Annotated in this window: 25 protein-coding genes; 11 read left to right on the forward strand and 14 right to left on the reverse strand. The window is 64.2% G+C overall.

Annotation, left to right across the window (positions count from 1 at the left end):
• Nucleotides 1–3: 3 nt before the first annotated feature.
• Nucleotides 4–1,077, reverse strand: a complete 1,074-nt coding sequence (locus tag V3H18_RS07340) for a lysylphosphatidylglycerol synthase domain-containing protein (protein ID WP_332081340.1) — start codon at nt 1,075–1,077, stop codon at nt 4–6.
• Between the two features lie 270 nt (nt 1,078–1,347).
• Between V3H18_RS07340 and V3H18_RS07345 the strand changes: the two genes are divergently transcribed.
• Nucleotides 1,348–1,695 (forward strand): four-helix bundle copper-binding protein, encoded by a 348-nt coding sequence (locus V3H18_RS07345; protein ID WP_332081341.1) that lies wholly within the window; start codon nt 1,348–1,350, stop codon nt 1,693–1,695.
• A 139-nt stretch (nt 1,696–1,834) separates the two neighbouring features.
• Here the strand turns inward: V3H18_RS07345 and V3H18_RS07350 are convergent, their stop codons facing one another.
• From V3H18_RS07350 to fabA, 4 genes are all read right to left on the reverse strand, one after another.
• Nucleotides 1,835–2,152: a c-type cytochrome gene (locus tag V3H18_RS07350; protein WP_332081342.1), complete on the reverse strand. Its 318-nt coding sequence runs from the start codon at nt 2,150–2,152 to the stop codon at nt 1,835–1,837.
• A 32-nt stretch (nt 2,153–2,184) separates the two neighbouring features.
• Complete coding sequence (fabI, locus tag V3H18_RS07355; protein WP_332081344.1) at nt 2,185–2,994, reverse strand: enoyl-ACP reductase FabI; 810 nt, start codon at nt 2,992–2,994, stop codon at nt 2,185–2,187.
• A 235-nt stretch (nt 2,995–3,229) separates the two neighbouring features.
• Nucleotides 3,230–4,453, reverse strand: coding sequence for a beta-ketoacyl-ACP synthase I (gene fabB / locus V3H18_RS07360; RefSeq protein ID WP_332081345.1), 1,224 nt, complete (start codon nt 4,451–4,453; stop codon nt 3,230–3,232).
• 55 nt (nt 4,454–4,508) lie between these two features.
• On the reverse strand, nt 4,509–5,027 hold the full coding sequence (gene fabA / locus V3H18_RS07365; protein WP_332081346.1) for a 3-hydroxyacyl-[acyl-carrier-protein] dehydratase FabA: 519 nt from the start codon (nt 5,025–5,027) through the stop codon (nt 4,509–4,511).
• 384 nt (nt 5,028–5,411) lie between these two features.
• On the opposite strand from fabA, the gene irrA reads away from it, so the two are divergent.
• Nucleotides 5,412–5,846 (forward strand): iron response transcriptional regulator IrrA, encoded by a 435-nt coding sequence (gene irrA, locus V3H18_RS07370; RefSeq protein ID WP_332081380.1) that lies wholly within the window; start codon nt 5,412–5,414, stop codon nt 5,844–5,846.
• A gap of 3 nt (nt 5,847–5,849) precedes the next feature.
• On the opposite strand, the gene V3H18_RS07375 is transcribed toward irrA, so the two are convergent.
• Nucleotides 5,850–6,434, reverse strand: coding sequence for an SH3 domain-containing protein (locus tag V3H18_RS07375; protein ID WP_332081347.1), 585 nt, complete (start codon nt 6,432–6,434; stop codon nt 5,850–5,852).
• A 222-nt stretch (nt 6,435–6,656) separates the two neighbouring features.
• Between V3H18_RS07375 and V3H18_RS07380 the strand changes: the two genes are divergently transcribed.
• Nucleotides 6,657–7,652, forward strand: a complete 996-nt coding sequence (locus tag V3H18_RS07380) for a 2-hydroxyacid dehydrogenase (protein ID WP_332081348.1) — start codon at nt 6,657–6,659, stop codon at nt 7,650–7,652.
• 67 nt (nt 7,653–7,719) lie between these two features.
• Nucleotides 7,720–8,217: an META domain-containing protein gene (locus tag V3H18_RS07385; protein ID WP_332081350.1), complete on the forward strand. Its 498-nt coding sequence runs from the start codon at nt 7,720–7,722 to the stop codon at nt 8,215–8,217.
• 136 nt (nt 8,218–8,353) lie between these two features.
• Here V3H18_RS07385 and V3H18_RS07390 read toward each other — a convergent pair whose 3' ends face one another.
• From V3H18_RS07390 to dxs, 4 genes are all read right to left on the reverse strand, one after another.
• On the reverse strand, nt 8,354–9,172 hold the full coding sequence (locus tag V3H18_RS07390; protein WP_332081351.1) for a universal stress protein: 819 nt from the start codon (nt 9,170–9,172) through the stop codon (nt 8,354–8,356).
• A 75-nt stretch (nt 9,173–9,247) separates the two neighbouring features.
• Nucleotides 9,248–10,741: a histidine--tRNA ligase gene (hisS, locus tag V3H18_RS07395; protein ID WP_332081353.1), complete on the reverse strand. Its 1,494-nt coding sequence runs from the start codon at nt 10,739–10,741 to the stop codon at nt 9,248–9,250.
• Between the two features lie 114 nt (nt 10,742–10,855).
• Nucleotides 10,856–11,302 (reverse strand): GIY-YIG nuclease family protein, encoded by a 447-nt coding sequence (locus V3H18_RS07400; protein ID WP_332081354.1) that lies wholly within the window; start codon nt 11,300–11,302, stop codon nt 10,856–10,858.
• 348 nt (nt 11,303–11,650) lie between these two features.
• Nucleotides 11,651–13,579: a 1-deoxy-D-xylulose-5-phosphate synthase gene (dxs, locus tag V3H18_RS07405; protein ID WP_332081381.1), complete on the reverse strand. Its 1,929-nt coding sequence runs from the start codon at nt 13,577–13,579 to the stop codon at nt 11,651–11,653.
• 338 nt (nt 13,580–13,917) lie between these two features.
• On the opposite strand from dxs, the gene lptM reads away from it, so the two are divergent.
• Together lptM and lysA are read left to right on the forward strand one after the other, a co-directional pair.
• Complete coding sequence (gene lptM, locus V3H18_RS07410; RefSeq protein ID WP_332081355.1) at nt 13,918–14,205, forward strand: LPS translocon maturation chaperone LptM; 288 nt, start codon at nt 13,918–13,920, stop codon at nt 14,203–14,205.
• A gap of 9 nt (nt 14,206–14,214) precedes the next feature.
• Nucleotides 14,215–15,483, forward strand: coding sequence for a diaminopimelate decarboxylase (lysA, locus tag V3H18_RS07415; RefSeq protein ID WP_332081357.1), 1,269 nt, complete (start codon nt 14,215–14,217; stop codon nt 15,481–15,483).
• A gap of 7 nt (nt 15,484–15,490) precedes the next feature.
• On the opposite strand, the gene V3H18_RS07420 is transcribed toward lysA, so the two are convergent.
• The gene (locus V3H18_RS07420; RefSeq protein WP_332081359.1) at nt 15,491–16,501 is read right to left on the reverse strand and encodes an NAD-dependent epimerase/dehydratase family protein; all 1,011 of its coding nucleotides are present in this window, start codon (nt 16,499–16,501) and stop codon (nt 15,491–15,493) included.
• 232 nt (nt 16,502–16,733) lie between these two features.
• Here V3H18_RS07420 and V3H18_RS07425 point away from each other — a divergent pair, with 232 nt between their 5' ends.
• The 4 genes from V3H18_RS07425 (at nt 16,734) to V3H18_RS07440 (ending at nt 19,007) form a co-directional block, all read left to right on the forward strand.
• A complete protein-coding gene (locus V3H18_RS07425) occupies nt 16,734–17,360 on the forward strand; it encodes a cytochrome b/b6 domain-containing protein (protein WP_332081360.1) in 627 nt (208 codons plus the stop codon).
• On the forward strand, nt 17,357–18,097 hold the full coding sequence (locus V3H18_RS07430; protein WP_332081361.1) for a molybdopterin-dependent oxidoreductase: 741 nt from the start codon (nt 17,357–17,359) through the stop codon (nt 18,095–18,097). The genes V3H18_RS07425 and V3H18_RS07430 overlap by 4 nt, the downstream gene beginning before the upstream one ends.
• Nucleotides 18,098–18,389: 292 nt before the next feature.
• On the forward strand, nt 18,390–18,602 hold the full coding sequence (locus V3H18_RS07435; protein WP_332081362.1) for a hypothetical protein: 213 nt from the start codon (nt 18,390–18,392) through the stop codon (nt 18,600–18,602).
• A gap of 180 nt (nt 18,603–18,782) precedes the next feature.
• On the forward strand, nt 18,783–19,007 hold the full coding sequence (locus tag V3H18_RS07440) for a hypothetical protein (RefSeq protein WP_332081364.1): 225 nt from the start codon (nt 18,783–18,785) through the stop codon (nt 19,005–19,007).
• Nucleotides 19,008–19,053: 46 nt separating this feature from the next.
• Here V3H18_RS07440 and truA read toward each other — a convergent pair whose 3' ends face one another.
• The 3 genes from truA to def all read right to left on the reverse strand — a co-directional run bounded on the left by truA (nt 19,054) and on the right by def (nt 21,405).
• Entirely contained in the window at nt 19,054–19,794 is a 741-nt protein-coding gene (gene truA, locus V3H18_RS07445) for a tRNA pseudouridine(38-40) synthase TruA (protein ID WP_332081366.1), read from the reverse strand.
• 99 nt (nt 19,795–19,893) lie between these two features.
• Nucleotides 19,894–20,820 (reverse strand): methionyl-tRNA formyltransferase, encoded by a 927-nt coding sequence (gene fmt / locus V3H18_RS07450; protein ID WP_332081382.1) that lies wholly within the window; start codon nt 20,818–20,820, stop codon nt 19,894–19,896.
• Nucleotides 20,821–20,838: 18 nt separating this feature from the next.
• A complete protein-coding gene (gene def, locus V3H18_RS07455; RefSeq protein WP_332081367.1) occupies nt 20,839–21,405 on the reverse strand; it encodes a peptide deformylase in 567 nt (188 codons plus the stop codon).
• Nucleotides 21,406–21,568: 163 nt separating this feature from the next.
• Between def and V3H18_RS07460 the strand changes: the two genes are divergently transcribed.
• Nucleotides 21,569–22,129, forward strand: coding sequence for a LemA family protein (locus V3H18_RS07460; RefSeq protein WP_332081369.1), 561 nt, complete (start codon nt 21,569–21,571; stop codon nt 22,127–22,129).
• Nucleotides 22,130–22,158 lie beyond the last annotated feature (29 nt).

Raw genomic sequence — 22,158 nt, forward strand, 5'->3', positions numbered from 1 at the left:
CGCTCAATTCGAACGTTCTTCCATAATGCGCGTGATCGTTTCGCGCAGCGACGCCCAGCGGCGCGCGCCCTCATCCGCGCCCAGAACCGCGAGCGCGACGACGAATGGAATAAAGTAATAAATCACCCGGAACAGGAGAAGCGAGGCCAGCACGCTTTCCTGCGACGCCCCCGATAGGGCGTGCAGCATGGTCGCCTCGAAAACGCCGATGCCGCCCGGCGCATGGCTGATGACGCCGAGGATGCAGGCGACGATATAGACCGCGACGAAGGGCATGAAGCTGAGCTCCACCCCCTGTGGCAGCAGCACGTAAAGCGCGCCGGCCGCGCAACAGAGATCGGCGACGCCAAGCGCGAGCTGCGCGAGCGTCGGCGCGAGGCCGGGCAGATCGAGAACATGGCCGCGCAGACGGATGAGCCGGCGCTCGACCGTCACCCAGAGAAGATAAAAGGCGACGCCCGCGAGAACGAGAATGCCGAGCCCGACATGGACAAAAGCCGGCGCGCCGTCGAGCGCGGCGAGCGCGCCGGCGCCGTAAACGAAGCCGACGCCCATCATCAGCGCCATGCCGAGCCAGAAGGTGATGCCCGCGAAAATCGTGATGTTCGCCACCTGCAGCGCGGTGACGGCGACGCGCGAATAGATCCAGTAGCGAACCGCCGCGCCGGTGACGAGCGGGAAGCCGAGATTGAAGGAAATGGCGTAGCTCGCGAAGGAGGCGAGCGCGGCGACGCGATAAGGCGCCCGGGCGCGCGTCTGATGCAAGGCGACGACGTCGTAGCCGGTGAGGAAGAAATAGGAGAGCGCGGAGAGCGCAAGCGCGGAGAAAATCTGGCGAAAGCTCGTCGCGCGAAAAGCGCCGGCGAGATCGGCGTAGCTCAAGTTGGAGAGCGTCTTGCCGAGAATATAGGCGGCGAGGGCGAAAAGAGCGAGGCTCGCCGCGACGCCCAGCCCGCTCGGCGCGCCTTTGGAGAAGCCGCGCTTCAGGCTCTCGAAAAAGCCGCTTCGGCGGGGCGCAAGGACCATGGGCAGGCCGGGAGTCCGAAATTTGATGAAATCGCTTTCGCGCGGCGTCATGTCGTCCGCGCCTCCGAGTCGCGTTTCAGTGCCTCAATCCGCTTGCTTGGCAACCAATTCCTCCGAAGCAACGTCTCCATGCCTAATTATGTCATATTGCAATCATGTCAGGCCGATGACCTACTCCCCGCAACGACAATAATTGAGCTCGGCCGAATACCGCCCCGTCAGAGCAAGAAGCATCCACGATCGCAAAAAACTTGATCTTTGAGGCCTTCGAACTAGCTGCGTGAAGAGGCCGTAAGCGAAGACTGCGGGAAGGAGCCTATCATGCACATGATGTCGAGGGAAATGCAGGCCTGTATCGACGCCTGCCTGAGCTGCTATCAAATGTGCTTCGGCATGGCGATGACACATTGCCTTGAAAAAGGCGGCGACCATGTGAAGCCCAAGCATTTTCGCGCGATGATGGCGTGCGCGGACATCTGCCGCGACAGCGCCCATATGATGCTGATGAATGCGCCGCAGGCGCAAGCGATCTGCAAGGTCTGCGCGGAAGCGTGCGAGGCTTGCGCCAAGGAATGCGATCCGCTTCCCGACATGAAGGATTGCGCCGCCGAATGCCGCCGCTGCGCCGAAGAATGCCGCAAGATGGCGGGCCAAAAGATGGCGGCGTAATGCAGCGGGGGCAAGTACCGAAAAGTTGACGGACGTTTCCGATCAGGACTTGCTCTAGCTTATCGATTTGGCGCGATGTTATCGATCGGACGGCTCCGTCTGATCGATAAACGCTTGCGCCGAGCGCGATCGGCGCGGCCTATTTGCCGGCAAGGCTCAGAATATAAGCGGCGACGGAGTCGATCTCCTCCGGCGAGAGGATGAGATTGGGCATGTTCCTGTGCGGCGTGCGCAGGAAAACCTTGAGCGACAATTCTGTCGTCGACGGCATTTTAGCGACGTCGACGAAGCGCGGCGCGCGGGCGTCCGGGCTTTTCGCCGCCGCGTCCGGCCCGACCGCGTGGCAGGTTTCGCATTCCGTCTTCGCGAGTCGCGCGCCGGCTGAAGGATCAGCCTCCGCCGCCTTTACGGGCGCGGTCATGAGACAAAGCAGGATAAAAACCGATGCGATCCTCATGAAGCGCTCCTTCTGGCCTATTGCTCGCTGGCCTATTCCTCGCCGTTCAAATCCTCGGGCCGCGGCTGCAGCATGATATTGTAGCCCGCGTCGACGAGATGCGTTTCGCCCGTCACGCCGCCCGACAGCTCGGAGAGGAGATAAAGCGCCGAGCCGCCGATTTCATCGAGCGTGATCATTCGCCGCAGCGGGCAATGCTTCTTTTGAAAAGCGCCCATCGCCCGCGCGCCGGTGATGCCGGCACCCGCCATGGTGCGCACCGGCCCCGGCGAAAGCGCATTGACGCGGATGCCGCGATCGCCGAAATCGGCGGCGAGATAGCGCACCGACGAGTCGAGCGCGGCTTTCGCCACGCCCATCACATTATAATTGGGCATGACATGGGTGCCGCCGCCAAAGCTCACCGTCAGCAGCGATCCGCCCGTCTTCATCAGCGCAGCGGCGCGGCGCGCGGCCTCGGTGAAGGAGAAGCAGGAGATGACAAGCGTGCGGATGAAATTCTCGCGCGAGGTGTCCGCGTAAAGCCCCTTCAATTCGCTCTTGTCGGAATAGGCGATGGAATGGACGAGGAAATCCATCTCGCCCCATTCGGCGGCGAGACGCGCGAAGACGTCGTCGACGGTGGAGATGTCCTCCACGTCGCAGGGCAGCACGAGGTCGGAGCCGAGCTCCTGCGCGAGCGGCTTGACGCGTTTGCCGAGCGCCTCGCCCTGATAGGTGAAGGCGAGCGTCGCGCCGTGACGCGCCAAGACGCGCGCAATGCCATAGGCGATGGAATGATCGTTGGCGACGCCCATGACGAGCCCGCGCTTACCCTGCATCAAACCTGTTGCAACGGTCATTTATGAATGTTCCTCATAGAAGGACTGGCGTGTTGGCGAAACGACAGGGGAATAAAGCCTTTTGTCTTCCCCCCGTCATGGCCGGGCTTGTCCCGGCCATCCACGTCAAGACGGAGTGAAACGGCGCCGAAACGTTGCTTTATTTGGCGCGCCGCCCTTTCGTAAAGCCTTCGCATAGCGCGTGGATGGCCGGGACAAGCCCGGCCATGACGGCCCCCGCAGGGCGGCGCCCCCCTCACGCGTCCGGATGTTTGAACACCAAAGTCGCATTGGTGCCGCCGAAGCCGAAGGAGTTCGACAGCACGGCGCCGAGCTTCACATTATCGCGGCGCTCGCGCATAATCGGCATGTCGGCGAAATCGGGATCGAGCTCCTCGATATTGGCGCTTTCGCAGATGAAGCCGTTCTGCATCATCAAAAGCGAATAGATCGCCTCCTGCACGCCCGTCGCGCCGAGCGAATGGCCGGTCAGCGATTTCGTCGCCGCGATCGGCGGGCATTTGTCGCCGACGCCGAAAACTTCGCGCAGCGCTTCGATTTCCTTGGCGTCGCCGACCGGCGTCGCGGTGGCGTGCGGATTGATGTAGTCGATCGGGCATTTCACGGTCGCGAGCGCCTGCTTCATGCAGCGCACCGCGCCTTCGCCCGAGGGCGCGACCATGTCATAGCCGTCGGAGGTCGCGCCATAGCCGGCGATCTCGGCGTAGATTTTCGCGCCGCGCGCCTTGGCGCGCTCATATTCCTCGAGCACCAGCACGCCGGCGCCGCCGGCGATGACGAAGCCGTCGCGATTCTTGTCATAGGCGCGCGAGGCCGTCGCCGGACGATCATTATAGGAGGAGGACATGGCGCCCATGGCGTCGAAGAGGACGGACAATTCCCATTCCAGCTCCTCGCAGCCGCCGGCGAAGATCATGTCCTGCTTGCCATATTGAATCATTTCATAGGCGTTGCCGATGCAATGGTTCGAGGTCGCGCAGGCGGAAGAGATCGAATAATTGACGCCCTTGATCTTGAACCAGACGGCGAGCGTCGCGGACGCTGTCGAGGACATGCATTTCGGCACGGCGAAGGGACCGACGCGCTTTGGCCCTTTCGTGCGCGTGATGTCGGCGGCTTCGACGACGGTGCGCGTCGAGGGTCCGCCCGAGCCCATGATGATGCCGGCGCGCTCATTGGAAATTTCCGCCTCGGTCAGGCCGGCGTCGCGGATCGCCTGATCCATGGCGACATGGTTCCAGGCCGTGCCGGTCGCATGGAAGCGCATGGCGCGGCGATCGACAACCGTCGAGGGGTCCAATGTCGGCATGCCATGCACCTGCGAACGGAAGCCGAGCTCGGCGTATTTTTCCGCGCGCACGATGCCGGATTTCGCCTCGCGCAGCGACGCGACGACTTCCTGTGTCGTATTGCCGATCGACGACACGATGCCCATGCCGGTGACGACGACTCGTCTCATCTCGCTCTCCCTTGACGCCTTCGCCGCGCCTGCCGCGCGTTCTCGCTTATCCGTTTCAGGCCGCCGGCGCCTCTTTGGCGAGGCAGACCTTGAGGTCCTTGGCCTCGTAAATACGCTCGCCGTCCGCCGCCACCCAGCCGTCGGCCAGCCCGATCACGAGCTTGCCGGTGCGCAGGCGCGTGAAGTCGACGCCATAGGTGACGAGCTTGGTGTGCGGCCGCACCTGGCCGGAGAATTTCACCTCGCCGACGCCGAGCGCCATGCCGCGTCCCGGATTGCCGAGCCAGGCGAGATAGAAGCCGACCATCTGCCACAGCGCATCGAGGCCGAGGCATCCGGGCATGACCGGATTGCCCTTGAAATGGCAATCGAAGAACCAGAGGCTCGGCTTGATGTCGAGTTCGGCGCGCATATAGCCCTTGCCATGCTCGCCGCCCTCTTCGAAAATCTCGGTGATCCGGTCGAACATGAGCATCGGCGGCAGCGGCAATTGGGCGTTGCCGGGGCCAAAAAGCCTCTCTTCGCCGCAGGCCAACAAATCTTCATATCCGAACGACGAGCGTCTTTCGCTCATTATAAGTCGATCCCTGCTTGGAGCCCGAAGGCCCTGTTCCTCCCATACCGCTCGCGCGGCGCCTTTTTTGTCGCGGAGCGGCTCGCGCGCTTTCCGATCCGACGGAATCGTCCGATCGATAAGAAATCGCGCCAAATTAGCAAGCTGGAGCAAGTTCTGAATCGAAAAAAAGTCTGTCAACTTTTTTAAGAACTTGCTCTAGCGGCTCCGCTTTTTTCTCGGCGGCACGATCCGTAACATAGCGGCGGGCGCGCCGAAAGCGGCGAAGCGAAAGGCCCGCAAATCCGCCGTTCCGGCGCGCGGCGTTGAATTTCCCGTCATTTTCCTTATTATGCAAAAGTCAAGGAACGCCGCGAGACGCCGATGGACGCCGACCCGATTCCGATGCCTGCGCCAGACCCCGCGCCCCGCAAGCCGGTGGGGCTGCTCCTGGGGGACGCGGGCCTGCGGCCTACCCGCCAGCGCCTGGCGCTCGGCGAATTGCTCTTCGGCCAGGGCTGCGACCGCCATGTGACGGCGGAGCGGCTTTACGAAGAGGCGATCGCGGACGGCCTCTCCGTGTCGCTCGCGACGGTCTATAACACGCTGCATCAATTCACCGAGGCCGGCCTTTTGCGCGAGATCGCCGTGGACGGCGCGCGCGTCTATTTCGACACGAATACGGCCGACCATCATCATTTCCTGTTCGAGGACGACGGGGAGCTTTACGACATACCCGGCTCCAATGTCGCGGTCTCGAATCTGCCGACGCCGCCCGCGGGCCTGCGCGTCGCGCGCGTCGACGTGGTGGTCCGGCTGCGCCGCGACGACGCCCTCTAGGCCCTATTCCACCTTCTCGCCGGGATAGACCCCCCAGAGGTTTTCCTGGGCGATATAGCCATCGAACCCCTTGCCGGCGAGGCGACACCACTTGCCGTCGCAGCCGCGCAGATTGCCGATGACGCCGGGACCGAGCTTCGCCGAAGGCGTCGAATGATCGGAGGCCATGAGGAGTTGCGGCTCCTTCTTCCAGGGCGCGACGAGGGCGGTGCGCCGGCCCGAGAGCAGCGAATGCAGAACCCAGCCTTCGGCGCCTTCCGAATCGCGGATCTTGCGCCAGGTTTCGAATTCGGCGGTGATCTCCACGGGGAGTCCCGCGCGCTCATAGATCCAGAGCGTCGGATGCTCCTTGCTCGGCCCTTCGCGCACATTGACGCGATCGGATTTGAGGCTGACGTAACGCGGCAGCGGAAGTCCGCTCACCGATCCTTTTTGCGTGCCCTGAGCGAGCGCGGGCGCGCAAAGAAACGCGCCGATCAGGGCGCCGGCGAGCGCGAGGCGCGCAAGGCTGCGGCGCCTGGCGCTTTGGCCGCGCCTCCCGTCGGGAGAGATTGAAATTGGCGTAAATTCTGCACTTTCGCGCGGCATGATCAATTATTCGCTCGTCTTGTCTTTAGCCCGTCATCTGCTAGGAAGTCTAAGGCGTCCGCAGCAGGAAGGCGTATTGGTTTTGTCGCCGATCGCCGTTAAGACCGGGTGAAGCCGGCGGGGATTCGCCGGCTCTTTGCGGCCGCTCGGACGACGCGGGAAAGATCATAGCGCAATCGCGAAGACGCCGCTGCGCGAGAAGGCGGGGAGACGACCGGGAAGATGCCGAAAAAAAAGCCGCTCGTCGTTGTGACGCGCCGACTGCCGGAAGTGATCGAAACCCGCATGTGCGAGCTCTTCGACACGCGCCTCAACGAAAGCGACAAGCCGCTCTCCCAGGATGAACTCGTCGCCGCCGTCCGCGTCGCGGACGTGTTGGTGCCGACGATCACCGACCACATCGATTCGCATCTCATCGCCCAGGCGGGCGAGCAGATGAAGCTGATCGCCAATTTCGGCAATGGCGTGGATAATATCGACGTCTCCTCCGCGCTCGACCGCTCGATCACCGTCACCAATACGCCGGGCGTCCTCACCGAAGACACCGCCGACATGACCATGGCGCTGATTCTATCGGTCGCGCGGCGGCTCGTCGAAGGCGCGAGCGCCATTCCCGACGGCTCCTGGTCGGGCTGGTCGCCGACCTGGATGCTCGGCCATCGCATCACCGGCAAGCGCCTCGGCATCGTCGGCATGGGCCGCATCGGCCAGGCGCTGGCGCGCCGCGCCAAGGCTTTCGGCCTGTCGATCCATTATCACAACCGCCGCCGCCTCGGCGCCGAGATCGAAGAGCAGCTCGAGGCGACCTATTGGGAGTCGCTCGACCAGATGCTGGCGCGAGTCGACATCGTCTCGATCCATTGCCCGCATACGCCGGCGACCTATCATCTGCTCTCCGCGCGCCGGCTCTCGCATCTGCGGTCGCACGCCATTCTCGTCAACACGGCGCGCGGCGAAATCGTCGACGAAAACGCCCTCGTGCGCATGCTGGAGGCGGATGAAATGGCCGGCGCCGGCCTCGACGTGTTCGAGCACGAGCCGGCGGTTTCGCCCAAATTGCTCAAGCTCGCGAAGGCGGGCAAGGTGACGCTCCTGCCGCATATGGGCTCGGCGACGATCGAGGGCCGCATCGACATGGGCGAGAAGGTCATTATCAATATCAAGACCTTTATGGACGGCCACCGCCCGCCTGACCGCGTTCTGCCGAGCATGCTATAAGGCTTCGCGCGGCAGGTGACAGGCCGCCCGGCGGGCGCGCCATCTTTACGGAAGGATGATTGACGCGATGAACAGAATTTTCCTCGCTCTTGTCGCCTCGCTGTGCGCCCTGGCGCTCGCCGCCGCGCCGGCCGAAGCGAAGAAGGGCTCCAAGGCGCCCGAGGGGGCTGAGCAGCAGCAACAGCAGCAGCCGGAAGAAGAGAATAAGGAGACGGGAGGCCTTCCGCGCTACCAGCCTTTCCCGCACAATCAAAATTTCGTCCTCAAGGAGATCAACGGCAAAGCCCCGCCGGTCGAGATGTGGATTTCGATCGATTCGACCGGGCGCGCCAACGGCTTTTCCGGCTGCAAGAACTGGTCGGGCGTTTTCGTGATCGGCCCGAACCGCCTGGGGCCGCGCGCCATGCCGGCGATCAATGAGCGGAAATGCGAAGGCGAGCTCGCCGCCATTGAACGCGACTATTGGACCGTGTTGCTCTCTGGCCCCTATTGGGACACCAAGGGCGACCAGCTGATCCTGAAAGGGTTCAAGGGCGGCGTGCTGACCTTCCAGCGCTCCCTCTAACGCCGGGCGAAAAGGCGGAGGTCATTCCCGACGCTCGCGAAGCGAGCGATGGGGAATCCAGAAAAAAACTCAGAGAGTCGACTTGCGACGCTGGATTCCCGGTCGGGCCTTCGGCCCGTCGGGAAAGACATCCGCCTTACCGCGCCGGCGAGGCGAGCAACGGACAGGGCGCCTCATGCAGCACACGCTCCGTGGTCGAGCCGCGCAAGGCTTCGAGCAGGCCCTGGCGGCCGCGCGTCGGCATGGCGATGAGGTCCGCCTTGATCTCCTTAGCGTAGCCCAGAATCGTCTCGACCACCGGCCCCTTGCGCAATTCGATATGCGGCAGCAGCCCCTCGAAAATCGGCAGATCGTCGCCGACATGCAGAAGCATGACGTCGGCCGCCGGATTGAGCGCATGGGCGAGGTCGGCGACATGGCGGAAGGCGTCGAGCGGCGGGACGCTCGCCTCGACCGGCATCAGCACCGTATTAAGCCTGACGGCGCCCGTCTCGCGGTCGATAAAGCCCGGCTGATCCTCGCGCAGGAACAACGCCGGCGCATGGGTCTCGCGCGCCGTCTCCTCGGCGACGGAGGCGACGAGCAGGCGCTCCAGCGCGCTGCGCGGGCGCGTCATCATGACGAGGAGATCGCATAAATGCCGGTCGACATAGGCGTTCACGCCGGCGACGGCCGATTCCGACTGGACGGAGGCCTTGACGACCCTGAGGCCCAATTGCTCCGCCACCTCCTCGCGCTTGGCGACCGGCGAGATCAGCCCCCAGCGCGCCAGCATCTCCCGCACATGCGGAAAACGGTCCCAGTCGTCGTCCTCAACTTCGGGCGCCTCTATGTGCAGGATATGAAGAAGGCTCTTGCAGGCGACCGCGATGCGCAGCGCATGAGCGAAAGCGTCCAGGCTCGCAAAGGAAAGATCGGTCGGATGGACGATTGATTTGGGCGTTTCGCCGTTCATCTGCGCTGGCTCCCTTATTCCGTTAACGAAACTATACGGCCGGGCGCTTGGCGCAACGACCCGCTTTGTCGCAGTCTAACTGCAGTTGTCCAAGGCCTCGATGACGCGCTCGATGAGCTCCGCCTCGGGGACGGCGAATTGCGCGGGCCGCGCCGCCTTCCATTCCTCATTGGTGGCGATGGTCGCGGCGGCCTTGGCGCCGGCGACGAGGTCCTTGATCGTGACTTCGCTTCTCGCCTTCTCGTCCGAACCCTGGATAAGGACCAGCGGACTGTTGCGGCGATCGGCGTATTTCATCTGCGCCTTCATGCCGGCGGCGCCGAGATAAAGTTCGGCCGCGATCCCGGCGCCGCGCAATCGCGCGACCATGCGCTGATAGTCGGCGATCCGGTCGCGGTCGAGCACGAGCACGACGACCGGGCCGACATGCGGCTTGGCGGAAACGATCGGGCTGTTCACGAGCTTCAGGGCGGCGAAGAGCCGCGAGACGCCGATCGAGAAGCCGGTGGCGGGCGTATTCTCGGGCCGAAAGCGCCCGACGAGCCCGTCGTAGCGCCCACCGCCGCCGACTGAGCCGAAACGGACGGGATGGCCCTTTTCGTCCCTGGTCTCGAAGGTGAGGTCCGCTTCGAAGACGGGGCCGGTGTAATATTCGAGGCCGCGCACGACGGAGGGGTCGATGCGGATACGATCCGGCCCGAAGCCCGCATCGCGCGCGAGGTCCTCGATCTCCAGAAGCTCCTCGGCGCCCTGGGCGCCGATTTCGCTCTTGCCGATGAGGCCGAAGAGATCGAAGGCGGGCTTGCCGTCCTGATATTGGCCGCCGAGGCTGAAGGAGAGGATCGTGTCGATCGCCGCCAGATCGAGCCCGGCGCCTTTGGTGAAATCTCCGCTGTCGTCCTTGCGGCCCTCGCCCAGCAATTGCCGCACGCCGTCGGGTCCGAGCCGGTCGAGCTTGTCGATGGCGCGCAGGACGACGAGGCGGCGCCCGGCGTTCTCGTCGCCGGCGAGGCCGATCGACTGCATGACGCCGTCGAGCACCTTGCGGCTGTTGATCTTGATGACGTAATCGCCCCGGGCGATCCCGAGCTTTTCGAGCGTCTCCGCCGCCATCATGCAGATTTCGGCGTCGGCGGCGGGCGAGGCGGAGCCGACCGTGTCGGCGTCGAACTGCATGAATTGGCGAAAGCGCCCGGGCCCCGGCTTCTCGTTGCGATAGACGGGACCGACGCGATAGGAGCGATAGGGTTTCGGCAGGCGGTCGAAATTCTGCGCGACGAAACGCGCGAGCGGCGCGGTGAGGTCATAGCGCAGCGACAACCATTGCTCGTCGTCGTCCTGGAAGGAGAAGACGCCCTCGTTCGGCCGGTCCTGGTCTGGCAGGAATTTTCCGAGCGCGTCGGTATATTCGATCGCCGGCGTCTCCAGCGCCTCGAAGCCGTAAAGCTCATAGACCGAGCGGATGACATGGAGCATGCGCGCCGTCGCGGCGAGTTCGCCCGCCTCGCGATCCGCGAGTCCGCGCGGCGTGCGGGCTTCGACTTTGTTTTTGATTTCTTCCTTGGACATCCAAACTTGTTCCGATGCGCGCGCCGCCCTCCCGTCGACGGGGAGGGTCACGTCGAAGGCGCGGGATGGGGTGAATAAACTGCCGGACTGGCTGGTCGCCTCCTGCCGCCCGCCTCAAGGGCGAGGCGACGACTCGGCCGCCTTCCTAGCATTTTCCCAGTCTGAGGGAAGCGCCGCGCCTTTCGGGAGAAGATGCAAATGCGCCGCGCAGCGCGGACAGTCGGAACTGCCGAAGCCCCGCAGGGGGATGGGTAACCCCTCCAGCGCGGCGTTGAGCGCGCATTCGTCGCCGCCTTCTTCGACAAAGGCGCCCAATATCGTCGCCGCGGCGGTCAGTTGGTCGATATGCCAATGGAGGCGTTTGTCGCGGCGCATATGACGGGCGAGCCGCGCGCGCAGGCCGCCGGAACCGCGGGCCGAGCCGCTATAGAGATAGTCGCCAGCCGGCAGGACGCCTTGCCGCTTTCCAGCCCTAACGTCGACAGGGCCGTCGAGGCGCAGCCAGAGCGCATAGGCGCCGGAGGCCGCAGGGGCGTCGGAGGCGGAGACGCAGAAGATCATCGGCGTTCTTTGACAAAACTCGGCGCCAACCTCTCCCATCGGGAGAGGGTGGCCCGGCGAAGCCGGGTCGGATGAGGGGTTAGACTCTCGCGATTTTATCCATGTCGGGAAAATATGCGTCGACGCAGCCGCTTGGTCAGTCCTCAGAAACGCAGCAACCCAATCCCCTCACCCGGTCGCCTCCGGCGACCACCCTCTCCTACGCAAGTCGAGCCTGCTCGACTTGCGGAAGAAAATGCTGAAGTCGGCAACAGCCGACTTCAGTCAGGAGAGGGTTGGCGCGCGCCGCTGATCGCGCGGGAGCGGCCAATTTTTATTGGTGTTCCACGCAAGCGCGGTGCGCGCGCCTTAGGCGATCATCGCCCGCGCCGCGCCCTGCTCGTCGCCGAGCAGCTCAAGCGCCTTGGCGACGATCGCCTTGCTGTCGAGCATCGCCCTGGCGATCATCAGCTCGTGCTTGTCGTGGTCGATATAGGCGTCGGGCAGCGTCATGCAGCGGAATTTGAACGCGCCGCGCGCGCCGTCGAGCAGGCCGTCATCGGAAAGCGCCTGGAAGACCTGCGCCCCAAATCCGCCGATGGAGCCTTCCTCGACGGAAATCACCACCTCGTGATGGACGGCGAGGCTCCGCAGCAAGTCGCGGTCGATGGGCTTGGCGAAGCGGGCGTCGGCGACGGTGGTCGAGACGCCGTAATTTTCGAGCTCTTCCGCCGCCTTCAGCGCGTCGGCGAGCCGCGTCCCGAGCGACAGGATCGCGACCTTGGTTCCTTCGCGAAGGACGCGGCCCTTGCCGATTTCGAGAACGTCGCCGCGCTCCGGCAGCTCGACGCCGAGACCCTCGCCGCGCGGATAGCGGAAGCCGATGGGGCCGGCGTCATGGGCCGCGGCGGTCGCCACCATATGCATCAATTCGCCCTCGTCGGCGGGCGCCATGACGACGAAGCCCGGCAGGCAGCCGAGATAGGCGAGGTCGAAGGCGCCGGCGTGGGTCGGCCCGTCCGCGCCGACGAGCCCGGCGCGGTCCATGGCGAAGCGCACAGGCAGGTTCTGGATGGCGACGTCATGGACGACCTGATCGTAGCCGCGCTGCAGGAAGGTCGAATAGAGCGTGCAGAAGGGCTTGTACCCCTCGCAGGCGAGGCCCGCCGCGAAAGTCACGGCATGCTGCTCGGCGATCGCCACGTCGAAAGTGCGATGCGGGAACGTCTTGCCGAAAATGTCGAGGCCGGTGCCGGACGGCATGGCGGCGGTGATGGCGACGATCTTCTCGTCATGCTCCGCCTCGGCGATGAGCGCCTTGGCGTAGACGCTCGTATAGGTCGGGGCGTTGGCCTTCGGCTTGAACTGAACGCCGGTCGCCACGTCGAATTTATTGACGGCGTGGCATTTGTCGGCGGATTCCTCGGCCGGCCCGAAGCCCTTGCCCTTCTGGGTCACGACATGGACCAGAACCGGGCCGTCGTCCTTGTCGCGAACATTCTTCAAGACGGGCAGGAGATGGTCGAGATTATGCCCGTCGATCGGCCCCACGTAATAGAAGCCGAGCTCCTCGAACATGGTGCCGCCGGTGATGAAGCTGCGCGAGAATTCCTCGGCCTTGCGCGCCTTGTCGTAGATGAAGCGCGGCAGATGGCTCGCGAGCTGCCTCGCCGCCTCGCGAATGGTGCGATAGGCGCCGCCCGACACGAGCCGCGCGAGATAGGCCGACATCGCGCCCGTCGGGGGGGCGATGGACATGTCGTTGTCGTTGAGGATGACGATGAGGCGCGAATGCAGCGCCCCGGCGTTGTTCAGGGCCTCATAGGCCATGCCGGCGGACATGGAGCTGTCGCCGATCACCGCGACGACGTGATTGTCGCCGCCGGCGAGATCGCGCGCCACCGCCATGCCGAGGCCGGCGGAAATCGAGGTCGAGGAATGGCCGGCGCCGAAGGCGTCATATTCGCTCTCGGCGCGCTTGGTGAAGCCCGAGAGTCCGCCGCCCATGCGCAGCGTGCGGATGCGGTCGCGGCGCCCGGTGAGAATCTTGTGCGGATAGGTCTGGTGGCCCACGTCCCAGATGATCTTGTCGCGCGGCGTGTCGAAAACGTAATGCAGCGCGACGGTGAGTTCGACGACCCCGAGCCCCGCCCCAAGATGGCCGCCCGTCACCGAGACCGCATCGATCGTCTCAAGGCGCAATTCGTCGGCTAGCTCTCTGAGCTGGGCGGGGCGAAGCTTGCGCAGTTCTTCGGGAGTGGCGATCCGGTCGAGAAGGGGGGTCTTCGATGTCGTCAAAGTCTTCACTCTGTGTCGCTCGTAAGCAATGCCGGAAATCCAAGCCTTACTCGCTAAAATGGGGGCCCGCAAATGCGCCGCGGCGCCCGGAACGCATTCTCTTTCGGACTGTTGCCAAGGCGCCACGGCGACGGGGTTCGGGACTCCATTTTCCACCTAAAATAGCGGCGGCTGCTCTCTAACCCATGGGGGACGGGCCGAACCGCGCCATTTTCCAACGGCTAAGGTTTGGGCGGAGCCAAGGTCGTTTCCTCCCTCAGCGGCGCGCCAGCGGCCTCGCCTTTTTTTGCTTCATCGCTATAGTGCGCGGGCCTTCCACCCCGCCGGGACGAATCGCCGTGACGCCTCAAACGCCTTCCCTTCGCCGCTTCGCCGTTGTCGCGGCGGCGCTCTTCGCCATCGGCCTTTCCGGCTGCGGCCGGCGCGGCCCGGTGGAGCTGCCGCCCGAGACTCAAGCGCGGGGCGCCTATCTCAAGGCGCAGGAGGAAGCCCGGCAGGCGAAAGCCGCCAAAGGCGCGCGTCCCGCGCCCGGCGCGGAAGAGGCTGGCGCGCCGCCGCCCATTCCCGGCACCATCGGCAATCGCCCGCCGGAGCAATATCCCTTCGTGCTCGATCCGCTCCTTTAAAAAAAGCACATGCATCACTTCGCCTATCGCGGCGGCGCGCTCCACGCCGAGGAGGTCGACGTGGCGACGCTGGCCGAAGAGGTCGGGACGCCCTTCTATTGCTATTCGGCGGCGACGATCCGGCGTCATTATCAGATCTTCGCACAGGCCTTCGCGGGGCTCGACGCGCTCGTCTGTTACGCCGTAAAGGCCAATTCCAATCAGGCCGTGCTGCGCCTTCTCGCGAAAGAGGGGGCGGGCATGGACGTGGTCTCGGGCGGCGAACTCGCGAGGGCGCTCGCCGCGGGCGTCGATCCGCGAAAGATCACTTTTTCGGGCGTCGGCAAGACGGGCGAAGAGATCGCGGCCGCGCTAGAGGCCGGCATTTTCTGCTTCAACGTCGAGTCGGAGCCGGAAATCGAGGCGCTGGCGCGGATCGCGGCGGCAAAGGGACGCAAGGCGCCGATGTCGCTGCGGGTCAATCCCGACGTCGACGCGCGCACCCATAAGAAGATTTCGACGGGGCTCGCTGAAAATAAATTCGGCGTGCCGCTGTCGCGGGCGCGCGACGTCTACGCCCATGCCGCGAAGCTCGAAGGGCTGGCGATCGCCGGCGTCGACATGCATATCGGCTCGCAGCTCACCGATCTTGCGCCTTTCGACGAAGCTTTTTCGCTGCTCGCCGAACTCGTGCAGGACCTTCGCGCCGACGGGCATGAGATTTCGCATGTCGATCTTGGCGGAGGCTTGGGGGTTCCCTATCGCGACGGCGAGGATCCGCAATCCTACCATCCCGAAAAATACGCCGAGATCATACGACGGCGCTTCGGCGATCTTGGCTGCAAGCTCGTGCTGGAGCCCGGCCGGCTCATCGTCGGCAACGCCGGCGCGCTCATTACTCGCGTCATCTACGTCAAGCATGGCGACGCCAAGACCTTCGTCATCGTCGACGCGGGGATGAACGATCTCATTCGCCCGACGCTTTACGACGCCTGGCACGATATCATCCCTGTGCGCGAATGCGCCGAGCGGCCGAAGATCGTCGCCGACATCGTCGGGCCCGTCTGCGAGACCGGCGACTATCTCGCCCATGCGCGCGAGATCGCCGAGCCGCGCGCGGGCGAATTGCTTTGCGTGCTGACCGCGGGCGCTTACGGCGCCGTGCAGTCGGGCACCTATAACACCCGCCCGCTGATCCCAGAGGTTCTGGTCGACGGCGCGCGCTACGCGGTCATCCGGAAGCGCCAGAGCGTCGCGGAGATCATCGCGCTCGACAGCGCGCCGGACTGGCTCCTCTGAGCGCCGATCAAAATTCGAGCGCGCCGTAAGTCGCGCGATAGTCGCGATACCAGGCGATGAGCGCCGTGAGGCCCGTCTCGATCGACGTATGCGGACGATAGCCGGTGAGCCGCTCCAGAAGATCGGCGGAGGCGAAAGTGCGCGGCACGTCGCCCGGCTGCATGTCGAGATAATTGCGCTTCGCCTTCTTGCCGAGAAGGCGTTCGATGGCGTCGATGACGTCGAGGAGTCGCGCCGGCTCGCCGCGGCCGATATTGACGATGCGATAGGGGGCGACGGGCGAAACGCTGTCGTCATCCGAGCCGCGCGCGGGAATGCACTCGATCAGCCGCACGACGCCTTCGACGAGATCGTCGACATAGGTGAAATCTCGCGACATGTCGCCGTGATTATAAATGTCGATGGGGCGGTCGCTCTCAATGGCGTCGATGAATTTCAACAGCGCCATGTCCGGCCGGCCCCAGGGGCCATAGACCGTGAAGAAGCGGAACATCGTCGTCGGGATCGACCACAGATGCGCATAGGAATGCGCCATGACCTCGCCGGACTTCTTCGTCGCCGCATAGAGCGTCAAAGGATGGTCGGTTCTGTCGCTCTCGTAAAAAATCTCGTTCGGGCTCGCGCCATAGACCGAGCTTGTCGAAGCGAAAAGGAAATGGCGCGGCTTCAATAGCCGCGTGATCTCCATGACATTGAAGGAGCCGACGAGATTGGCCTCGACATAGGCGCGGGGATTTTGCAGCGAATAGCGCACGCCCGCCTGCGCCGCGAGATGAATGACGACGTCCGGCGCCGCCTGCTCCGCCGCGCGCGTCAGCGCCTCCATGTCCTCTAACATGGCGACCGTGTCGCGATAGCGGTTGCTGTTGAGCAGAATCGCGCGGCGCGCCTCCTTGAGGCGCGGATCGTAATAAGGGGTCATGCCGTCGAAGCCGTCGACGAAATGCCCGGCGTCGAGCAGGCGTTTCGCCAAATGAAAGCCGATGAAGCCTGCCGTGCCGGTGATAAAGACGCGCATGAGCCGCCCGAACCTTGCGAGACGTGAGCCGAGAGGCATTTTCCGCCGAAGCGGCCGCCGGTTCAGCGTAGAAAATGCGTCATTTCAATAAACTGACGCGCATTCGCGGAACAATGGCCCATGAATGCGCGCCGGTCGTCATGGGCGATGGCGGCGCGGCTGTCAACGGAGGGCGCCGCCCTTCGCTTTCACGCTTTGGAACTATATATTTTCCGGCGAGAAGGAGAATCTCATGTCCGCCGAGGCCTCGGACGCCGTGAGACCCAAGACGGTTCACCCGCTCTTCGTGCGCGTGACGCATTGGATCAACGCCGTCGCGATCTTCGTGATGATATTGAGCGGCTGGCGCATCTATAACGCCTCGCCTCTGTTCGGATTCGAATTTCCGGCTGGCTTCACGCTCGGCGGCTGGCTCGCCGGCGCGATCGCCTGGCATTTCGCGGCGATGTGGCTGTTGATCCTGAACGGCCTCGCCTATCTCGCCTATGGCCTCCTCTCCGGCCATTTTCGCAGGAGTTTTCTTCCGATCTCGGGACGCGGCCTCTGGCGCGATCTCGCTCTTGCGCGGCAAGGCCGCCTCGACCATGCGCCGGGCCGCTATAACGCGGTTCAGCGGCTGGCCTATATCGGCGTCATTCTCGCCGCCTTCGTCGTCGTTCTCTCCGGCTTCGCCATTTGGAAGCCGGTCCAACTGCAGGAGCTGACCGCGCTCCTTGGCGGCTATGAAGCCGCGCGGCGCTGGCACTTCTTCGCCATGGCGGCGATCGTCGCCTTTCTCATTCTTCACATCTCGCTCGCCCTCTCCGTGAAAGGAATTCTTTCGCCCATGGTGACCGGCCGGGCGGAGCCGTCGCGATGAAGCCTTCCCGCAAGATCGACCTTTCCGCTTTCCGGCCGCGGATAGAGCGGATGGAGCGTCGACGCTTCCTCAAACAGGGATTGTCGCTTGGCGCCTTGTCGCTGCTCTCGGGCTGCACGCTCAAGGATGAGGACGCGGTCGACCGCCTGCTCTTCGCCATGTCGCGCTTCAACGACCGCGTGCAGGCCGCGCTCTTCAATCCGAGCAAGCTCGCGCCGACCTATTCGGAAGCAGAGGTTGTGACGCCCTTTCCTTTCAACGCCTATTACGAAGAAAAGGAAGCCCCCGTCATCAATGGCGACGATTACCGACTGAAGCTTTCGGGCCTCGTCGCCGACAAGAGGTCCTGGACGCTCGGCGAGCTGCGCGCGCTGCCGCAAACCAGCCAAATCACGCGGCTCGTTTGCGTCGAAGGCTGGAGCGCCATCGGCCAATGGCGCGGCGTTCCCTTTCGCCAATTTCTCGAGCGTGTCGGCGCAGATACGACCGCGCGCCATGTCGGCGTCGCCTGCGCCGACAAATATTCGACGAGCATCGACATGGCGACCGCCTTGCATCCGCAGACGTTGCTCGCGCTCGATTTTTCCGAAACGAAATACGGCTATCCGCTGCGGCTGCGCATTCCAACGAAGCTCGGCTTCAAGAATCCGAAATTCATCGCCGAGATTTTCGTCACCAACGACAACCCCGGCGGCTATTGGGAAGACAAGGGCTACAATTGGTTCAGCGGCTCGTGAAGCTCCAAGAGAGTTGATAGGCTTTTTCGATCAGGAGCCGCCCCGGTTTCGCGATTGGGCGCGGGTTTGCTATCGATTGAACGATTCCATGTCATCGCAACAATACGCGAAGGCGGCATGGATAATGCGTGAGTCCCCAAAAACCGGCATGTTCGTGTCATGAACATGCACTAAGCAGACAGCGCTGACCGTTCCAAGCTTGGACTCGACTCTTTCCGGCCACATTCAACGCGCCTTTGTGCGGCGGGGCGAGTCGATCGTGTCGGCGCGAGGGATTTTTGAGGAGGGACGCATGAGCAATCGTCGACCCTGCGTCAATGGCATTCTCGCCGCCGTGCTATCCGCCAGCATTATTCCGCTCCACGGCGCGCTCGCGCAAGGAAAGTCGCCCATGGCGCAAAAGCCGATCGCGAAGCTTCCAGCGACTTTGCCGGGCGAGAACGAATTCACGCCGGAGGAGGCGGTGAAGCGGGAGCCCGAAGCGGCGGCGGACGGCGAAGAATAGCGACGTTAACACTTTATTCGCCCTTGGCGCCAACTTCCCGGATTGTCGCGATTCTCGCCATAAAATGGTCCCGGAGGGGACTTGGCGGCGACGAAACAAGAGCAAGGTTGTCTGGCCTGATGCGCGTCGGGCAGGCCGATTGAGTCGGTCGGGGGGCTTTCTCTGATGAGGGGATCGCCCATGATCAATCAACGACCCTGCGTGAACGGCGTATTGGCGGCGGTGCTGTCGGCGAGTTTTCTTCCCATTCATGGCGCGCTCGCCAAGGAGGAGAAGCCGGGCAAGACGCCCATGGCCGCAAAACAGACGGCGAAGAAACAGACGAAGCCCGCCGCGCCTAAGGAAGATGCGGAAAAAGGCGACGTCGACGCGCCGGCGAACGGCGGCGCGGGCGACAAGCAATAGCGCCTTCCTTCTTTCCTAAAGGACGCGAAGCGATCAAAGCCGCGCGTCAATAATCGACAGCGACGAGATAAAGACCGTGCGGCGGGGCGACCTGCCCGCAGCGCGCACGGTCTTTTGCGTGAAGCGCCGCGACGAGATCCTCCGCGCGCCATTTGCCGGAGCCGACATGCTCGAGCGATCCGGCGATCGAGCGCACCTGATTGTGCAGAAACGAGCGCGCGCAGGTTTCGATCTCGATGCGCTCGCCTTCGCGACGCACGTCGAGCCGCTCCAGCGTGCGGATCGGCGAATTCGCCTGACATTCCGACGCGCGAAAGGTGGTGAAATCAAAACGGCCGACGAGCGCCTGTGCCGCGGCGTGCATGGCTTCGGCGTCGAGCGGGCGCTTGACGTGCCAGGCGCGGCCGAGGGCGAGCGCGAGCGGCGCGCGGCGATTGTCGATGATATAGCAATAATGGCGGCGGATCGCCGAGAAGCGCGCTTCGAAATCCTCCCCGACGCGGCGCGCCGAGAGCGCCGCGATCGGATCGGGCTTCAAATGCGCATTGAGCGCGTCGCGCAGCCGGTCGGCGCGCCAGTTGCGCACCAGATCGACATGGGCGACCTGTCCCAGCGCATGCACGCCCGCATCGGTGCGGCCGGCGCCATGCACGATCGCGCGCGCGCCGCCATTGATGGCGGCGACGGCTTCTTCGAGCCGCTGCTGCACGGAGACGCCATTGGCCTGCCGCTGCCAGCCGACGAAGGGCGCGCCGTCATATTCTATCGTGAGCGCAAACCGGGGCATTCAAACCATTATGCGTCGATATGTTTCCACAGCGTAGGGCTATCCCCTTCCCGCTGAGGGGAAAGGGATGCTGCGCCCAGTTACGATAGGAAACGCGCGTCAGCCAAGCGCGACGCCCCGCGTCAGTTTGCGGCCGCGGGCGAATTCCTCGAAATCCATCTCGCCCTTGCCGGCGCGCTGCACCCGCAAAAGCCGCAGCGCGCCTTCTCCGCAGGCGATGAGCCCGTTATCGTCGAGCGCCGTTCCCGGCGCGCCTTTTCCCGCTTCCGCCCGCGCGCGCAAGACCTTCACGCGCTCGGCGCCATGGCCGAGATCGGCCTCGAAAAACGCGCCCGGAAAGGGCGAGAGGCCGCGCACGAGATTGTGGAGGTCGCGCGCGGGCGCCCGCCAATCGATCTTCGCCTCGGCCTTCTCGATCTTTTTCGCATAGGTCGCGCCTTCTTCGCTTTGCGGCGTGAAGCGCAATTGGCCCTTGCCGAGCAGATCGAGCGCCTGCGCCATCAGCGGCGCGCCAAGCTCGATGAGCCTGTTGTGCAATTCCCCGGCGGTCATGTCTTCGCCGATCGGCGTCGTCGCGGTCAGCGCCACCGGGCCGGTGTCGAGGCCCGCCTCCATCTCCATGACCATGACGCCGCTCTCCGTATCGCCCGCCATGATCGCTCGCTGGATCGGCGCCGCGCCGCGCCATCGCGGCAGCAACGAGCCATGGAGATTAAGGCAGCCATAGCGGGGGGCGTCGAGGATCGGCTGCGGCAGCAGCAGCCCATAGGCGGCGACGACGCCGACATCGGCGTCAAGCGCGGCGAAAGCCGCCGTCTCCTCTTCGCTCCTCAGGCTTTTCGGCGCGCGCACGGGAAGGCCGAGACTTTCGGCGAGGAGATGGACGGGGGATTTCTTTTCCGCCATGCCGCGCCCGGCGGGGCGGGGCGGCTGCGTATAGACAGCCGCGACGTCATGGCCGCGCGCGCAAATTTCCTTGAGCAGGGCCGCGGCGAAATCCGGCGTGCCCATGAAGACGACGCGCAAGCCTTTTTGGCTCAAACGTCAGGCCCCGGCCGTTTCCGACTGGCGCTCGGCGGCGCCCCGGCGCCGGGCGGCGATCTCGTCAAAGCGCGCCGCCTTGTTGAACTTCTTCACCACGCGCTCGCGCTTGAGGCGCGAGAGATGGTCGATGAAAAGGCCGCCTTCGAGATGATCGAGCTCATGCTGCACGACGGTGGCGAGCAGCCCCTCCGCATCGAATTCCTGCAAGGCCCCGTCGCGGTCGAGATGGCGCACGCGCGCCTGCGCGGGGCGCTTCACATCCTCGAAATAGTCGGGCACCGAAAGGCAGCCCTCCTGATAGACGCTCAATTCCTCGGAGACCCAGACGATCTCAGGATTGATCAGAAAGAGCGGCGCGCGCGTTTCTTCGGTCTTGCCGACGTCGATGACGACGATGCGCTTGGGCACGGCGACCTGGATCGCCGCGAGGCCGATGCCGGGCGCCTCGTACATCGTCTCCAACATGTCGTCGAGCAGGCGACGCACCTCCGCGTCGACGCGCTCGACCGGCTCCGAGACCTTGCGCAGCAGCGGGTCGGGCAGGGTAATGATCGGCAGAATGGCCATTCTGTTTCGCCGTCCCTATTGGCTTTTCCCTGAGATAGGCGCGCGCGCGCGAATCGTCAAATGGAAGCCGCGCCCGCGCCTTTGCCTCGCCGCTAAAGGCGGCTAACATGCGCGCGCATTAAGCAGCCGCCGCCGCGCAGGGCGGCGCGCGGGAGGGCGCGCCATGTCTTTGCTGATTTTTCTGGCTCTCGTCGCCGTCGTCGCCTTCTGGCTCCTCGGCGTCTACAACAATTTGGTGGCGCTGCGTCAGCGCTCCAAACAGGCTTTTTCCGACATTAACGTCCAGCTCAAGCAACGCCACGACCTCATTCCCAATCTGGTCGAGACGGTGAAGGGCTACGCCACCCACGAGAAAAGCACGCTCGAAGACGTGGTCAAGGCCCGCAACGCCGCGGTCTCGGCGCAAGGCCCGGCGCAGCAGGGCGCCGCCGAGGGCGCATTGACGGGGGCGCTCTCGCGGCTGATCGCGCTCTCGGAGGCCTATCCCGATCTCAAGGCCAATCAGAACTTCCAGCAGTTGCAGACCGAATTGTCGGACATAGAGAACAAGATTTCGGCGGCCCGGCGTTTCCTCAACAATACGGTCGCGGAATATAACGCGACGCGCGAAGGTTTTCCGGGCTTCCTCATCGCGCCGCGCTTCGGCTTCGAGCCGATCGATTATTTCGAACTCGCCGACGCTGAGCAGCAAGCCGTGGAGTCGCCGCCGAAAGTGGAGTTTTAGGGAGCTTCGCGGCGTCGGTCATGATTCCC

Origin of the sequence: Methylocystis borbori, from assembly GCF_036576025.1 — a bacterium.
Lineage (GTDB): Bacteria > Pseudomonadota > Alphaproteobacteria > Rhizobiales > Beijerinckiaceae > Methylocystis > Methylocystis borbori.

Bases quoted from the DNA above. Each gene is read 5' to 3' on its own strand.
- V3H18_RS07340 (WP_332081340.1), bottom strand. From the start codon at position 1,077: ATGACGCCGCGCGAAAGCGATTTCATCAAATTTCGGACTCCCGGCCTG.
- V3H18_RS07345 (WP_332081341.1), top strand. From the start codon at position 1,348: ATGCACATGATGTCGAGGGAAATGCAGGCCTGTATCGACGCCTGCCTG.
- V3H18_RS07350 (WP_332081342.1), bottom strand. From the start codon at position 2,152: ATGAGGATCGCATCGGTTTTTATCCTGCTTTGTCTCATGACCGCGCCC.
- fabI (WP_332081344.1), bottom strand. From the start codon at position 2,994: ATGACCGTTGCAACAGGTTTGATGCAGGGTAAGCGCGGGCTCGTCATG.
- fabB (WP_332081345.1), bottom strand. From the start codon at position 4,453: ATGAGACGAGTCGTCGTCACCGGCATGGGCATCGTGTCGTCGATCGGC.
- fabA (WP_332081346.1), bottom strand. From the start codon at position 5,027: ATGAGCGAAAGACGCTCGTCGTTCGGATATGAAGATTTGTTGGCCTGC.
- irrA (WP_332081380.1), top strand. From the start codon at position 5,412: ATGCCTGCGCCAGACCCCGCGCCCCGCAAGCCGGTGGGGCTGCTCCTG.
- V3H18_RS07375 (WP_332081347.1), bottom strand. From the start codon at position 6,434: ATGCCGCGCGAAAGTGCAGAATTTACGCCAATTTCAATCTCTCCCGAC.
- V3H18_RS07380 (WP_332081348.1), top strand. From the start codon at position 6,657: ATGCCGAAAAAAAAGCCGCTCGTCGTTGTGACGCGCCGACTGCCGGAA.
- V3H18_RS07385 (WP_332081350.1), top strand. From the start codon at position 7,720: ATGAACAGAATTTTCCTCGCTCTTGTCGCCTCGCTGTGCGCCCTGGCG.
- V3H18_RS07390 (WP_332081351.1), bottom strand. From the start codon at position 9,172: ATGAACGGCGAAACGCCCAAATCAATCGTCCATCCGACCGATCTTTCC.
- hisS (WP_332081353.1), bottom strand. From the start codon at position 10,741: ATGTCCAAGGAAGAAATCAAAAACAAAGTCGAAGCCCGCACGCCGCGC.
- V3H18_RS07400 (WP_332081354.1), bottom strand. From the start codon at position 11,302: ATGATCTTCTGCGTCTCCGCCTCCGACGCCCCTGCGGCCTCCGGCGCC.
- lysA (WP_332081357.1), top strand. From the start codon at position 14,215: ATGCATCACTTCGCCTATCGCGGCGGCGCGCTCCACGCCGAGGAGGTC.
- V3H18_RS07420 (WP_332081359.1), bottom strand. From the start codon at position 16,501: ATGCGCGTCTTTATCACCGGCACGGCAGGCTTCATCGGCTTTCATTTG.
- V3H18_RS07425 (WP_332081360.1), top strand. From the start codon at position 16,734: ATGTCCGCCGAGGCCTCGGACGCCGTGAGACCCAAGACGGTTCACCCG.
- V3H18_RS07430 (WP_332081361.1), top strand. From the start codon at position 17,357: ATGAAGCCTTCCCGCAAGATCGACCTTTCCGCTTTCCGGCCGCGGATA.
- V3H18_RS07435 (WP_332081362.1), top strand. From the start codon at position 18,390: ATGAGCAATCGTCGACCCTGCGTCAATGGCATTCTCGCCGCCGTGCTA.
- V3H18_RS07440 (WP_332081364.1), top strand. From the start codon at position 18,783: ATGATCAATCAACGACCCTGCGTGAACGGCGTATTGGCGGCGGTGCTG.
- truA (WP_332081366.1), bottom strand. From the start codon at position 19,794: ATGCCCCGGTTTGCGCTCACGATAGAATATGACGGCGCGCCCTTCGTC.
- def (WP_332081367.1), bottom strand. From the start codon at position 21,405: ATGGCCATTCTGCCGATCATTACCCTGCCCGACCCGCTGCTGCGCAAG.
- V3H18_RS07460 (WP_332081369.1), top strand. From the start codon at position 21,569: ATGTCTTTGCTGATTTTTCTGGCTCTCGTCGCCGTCGTCGCCTTCTGG.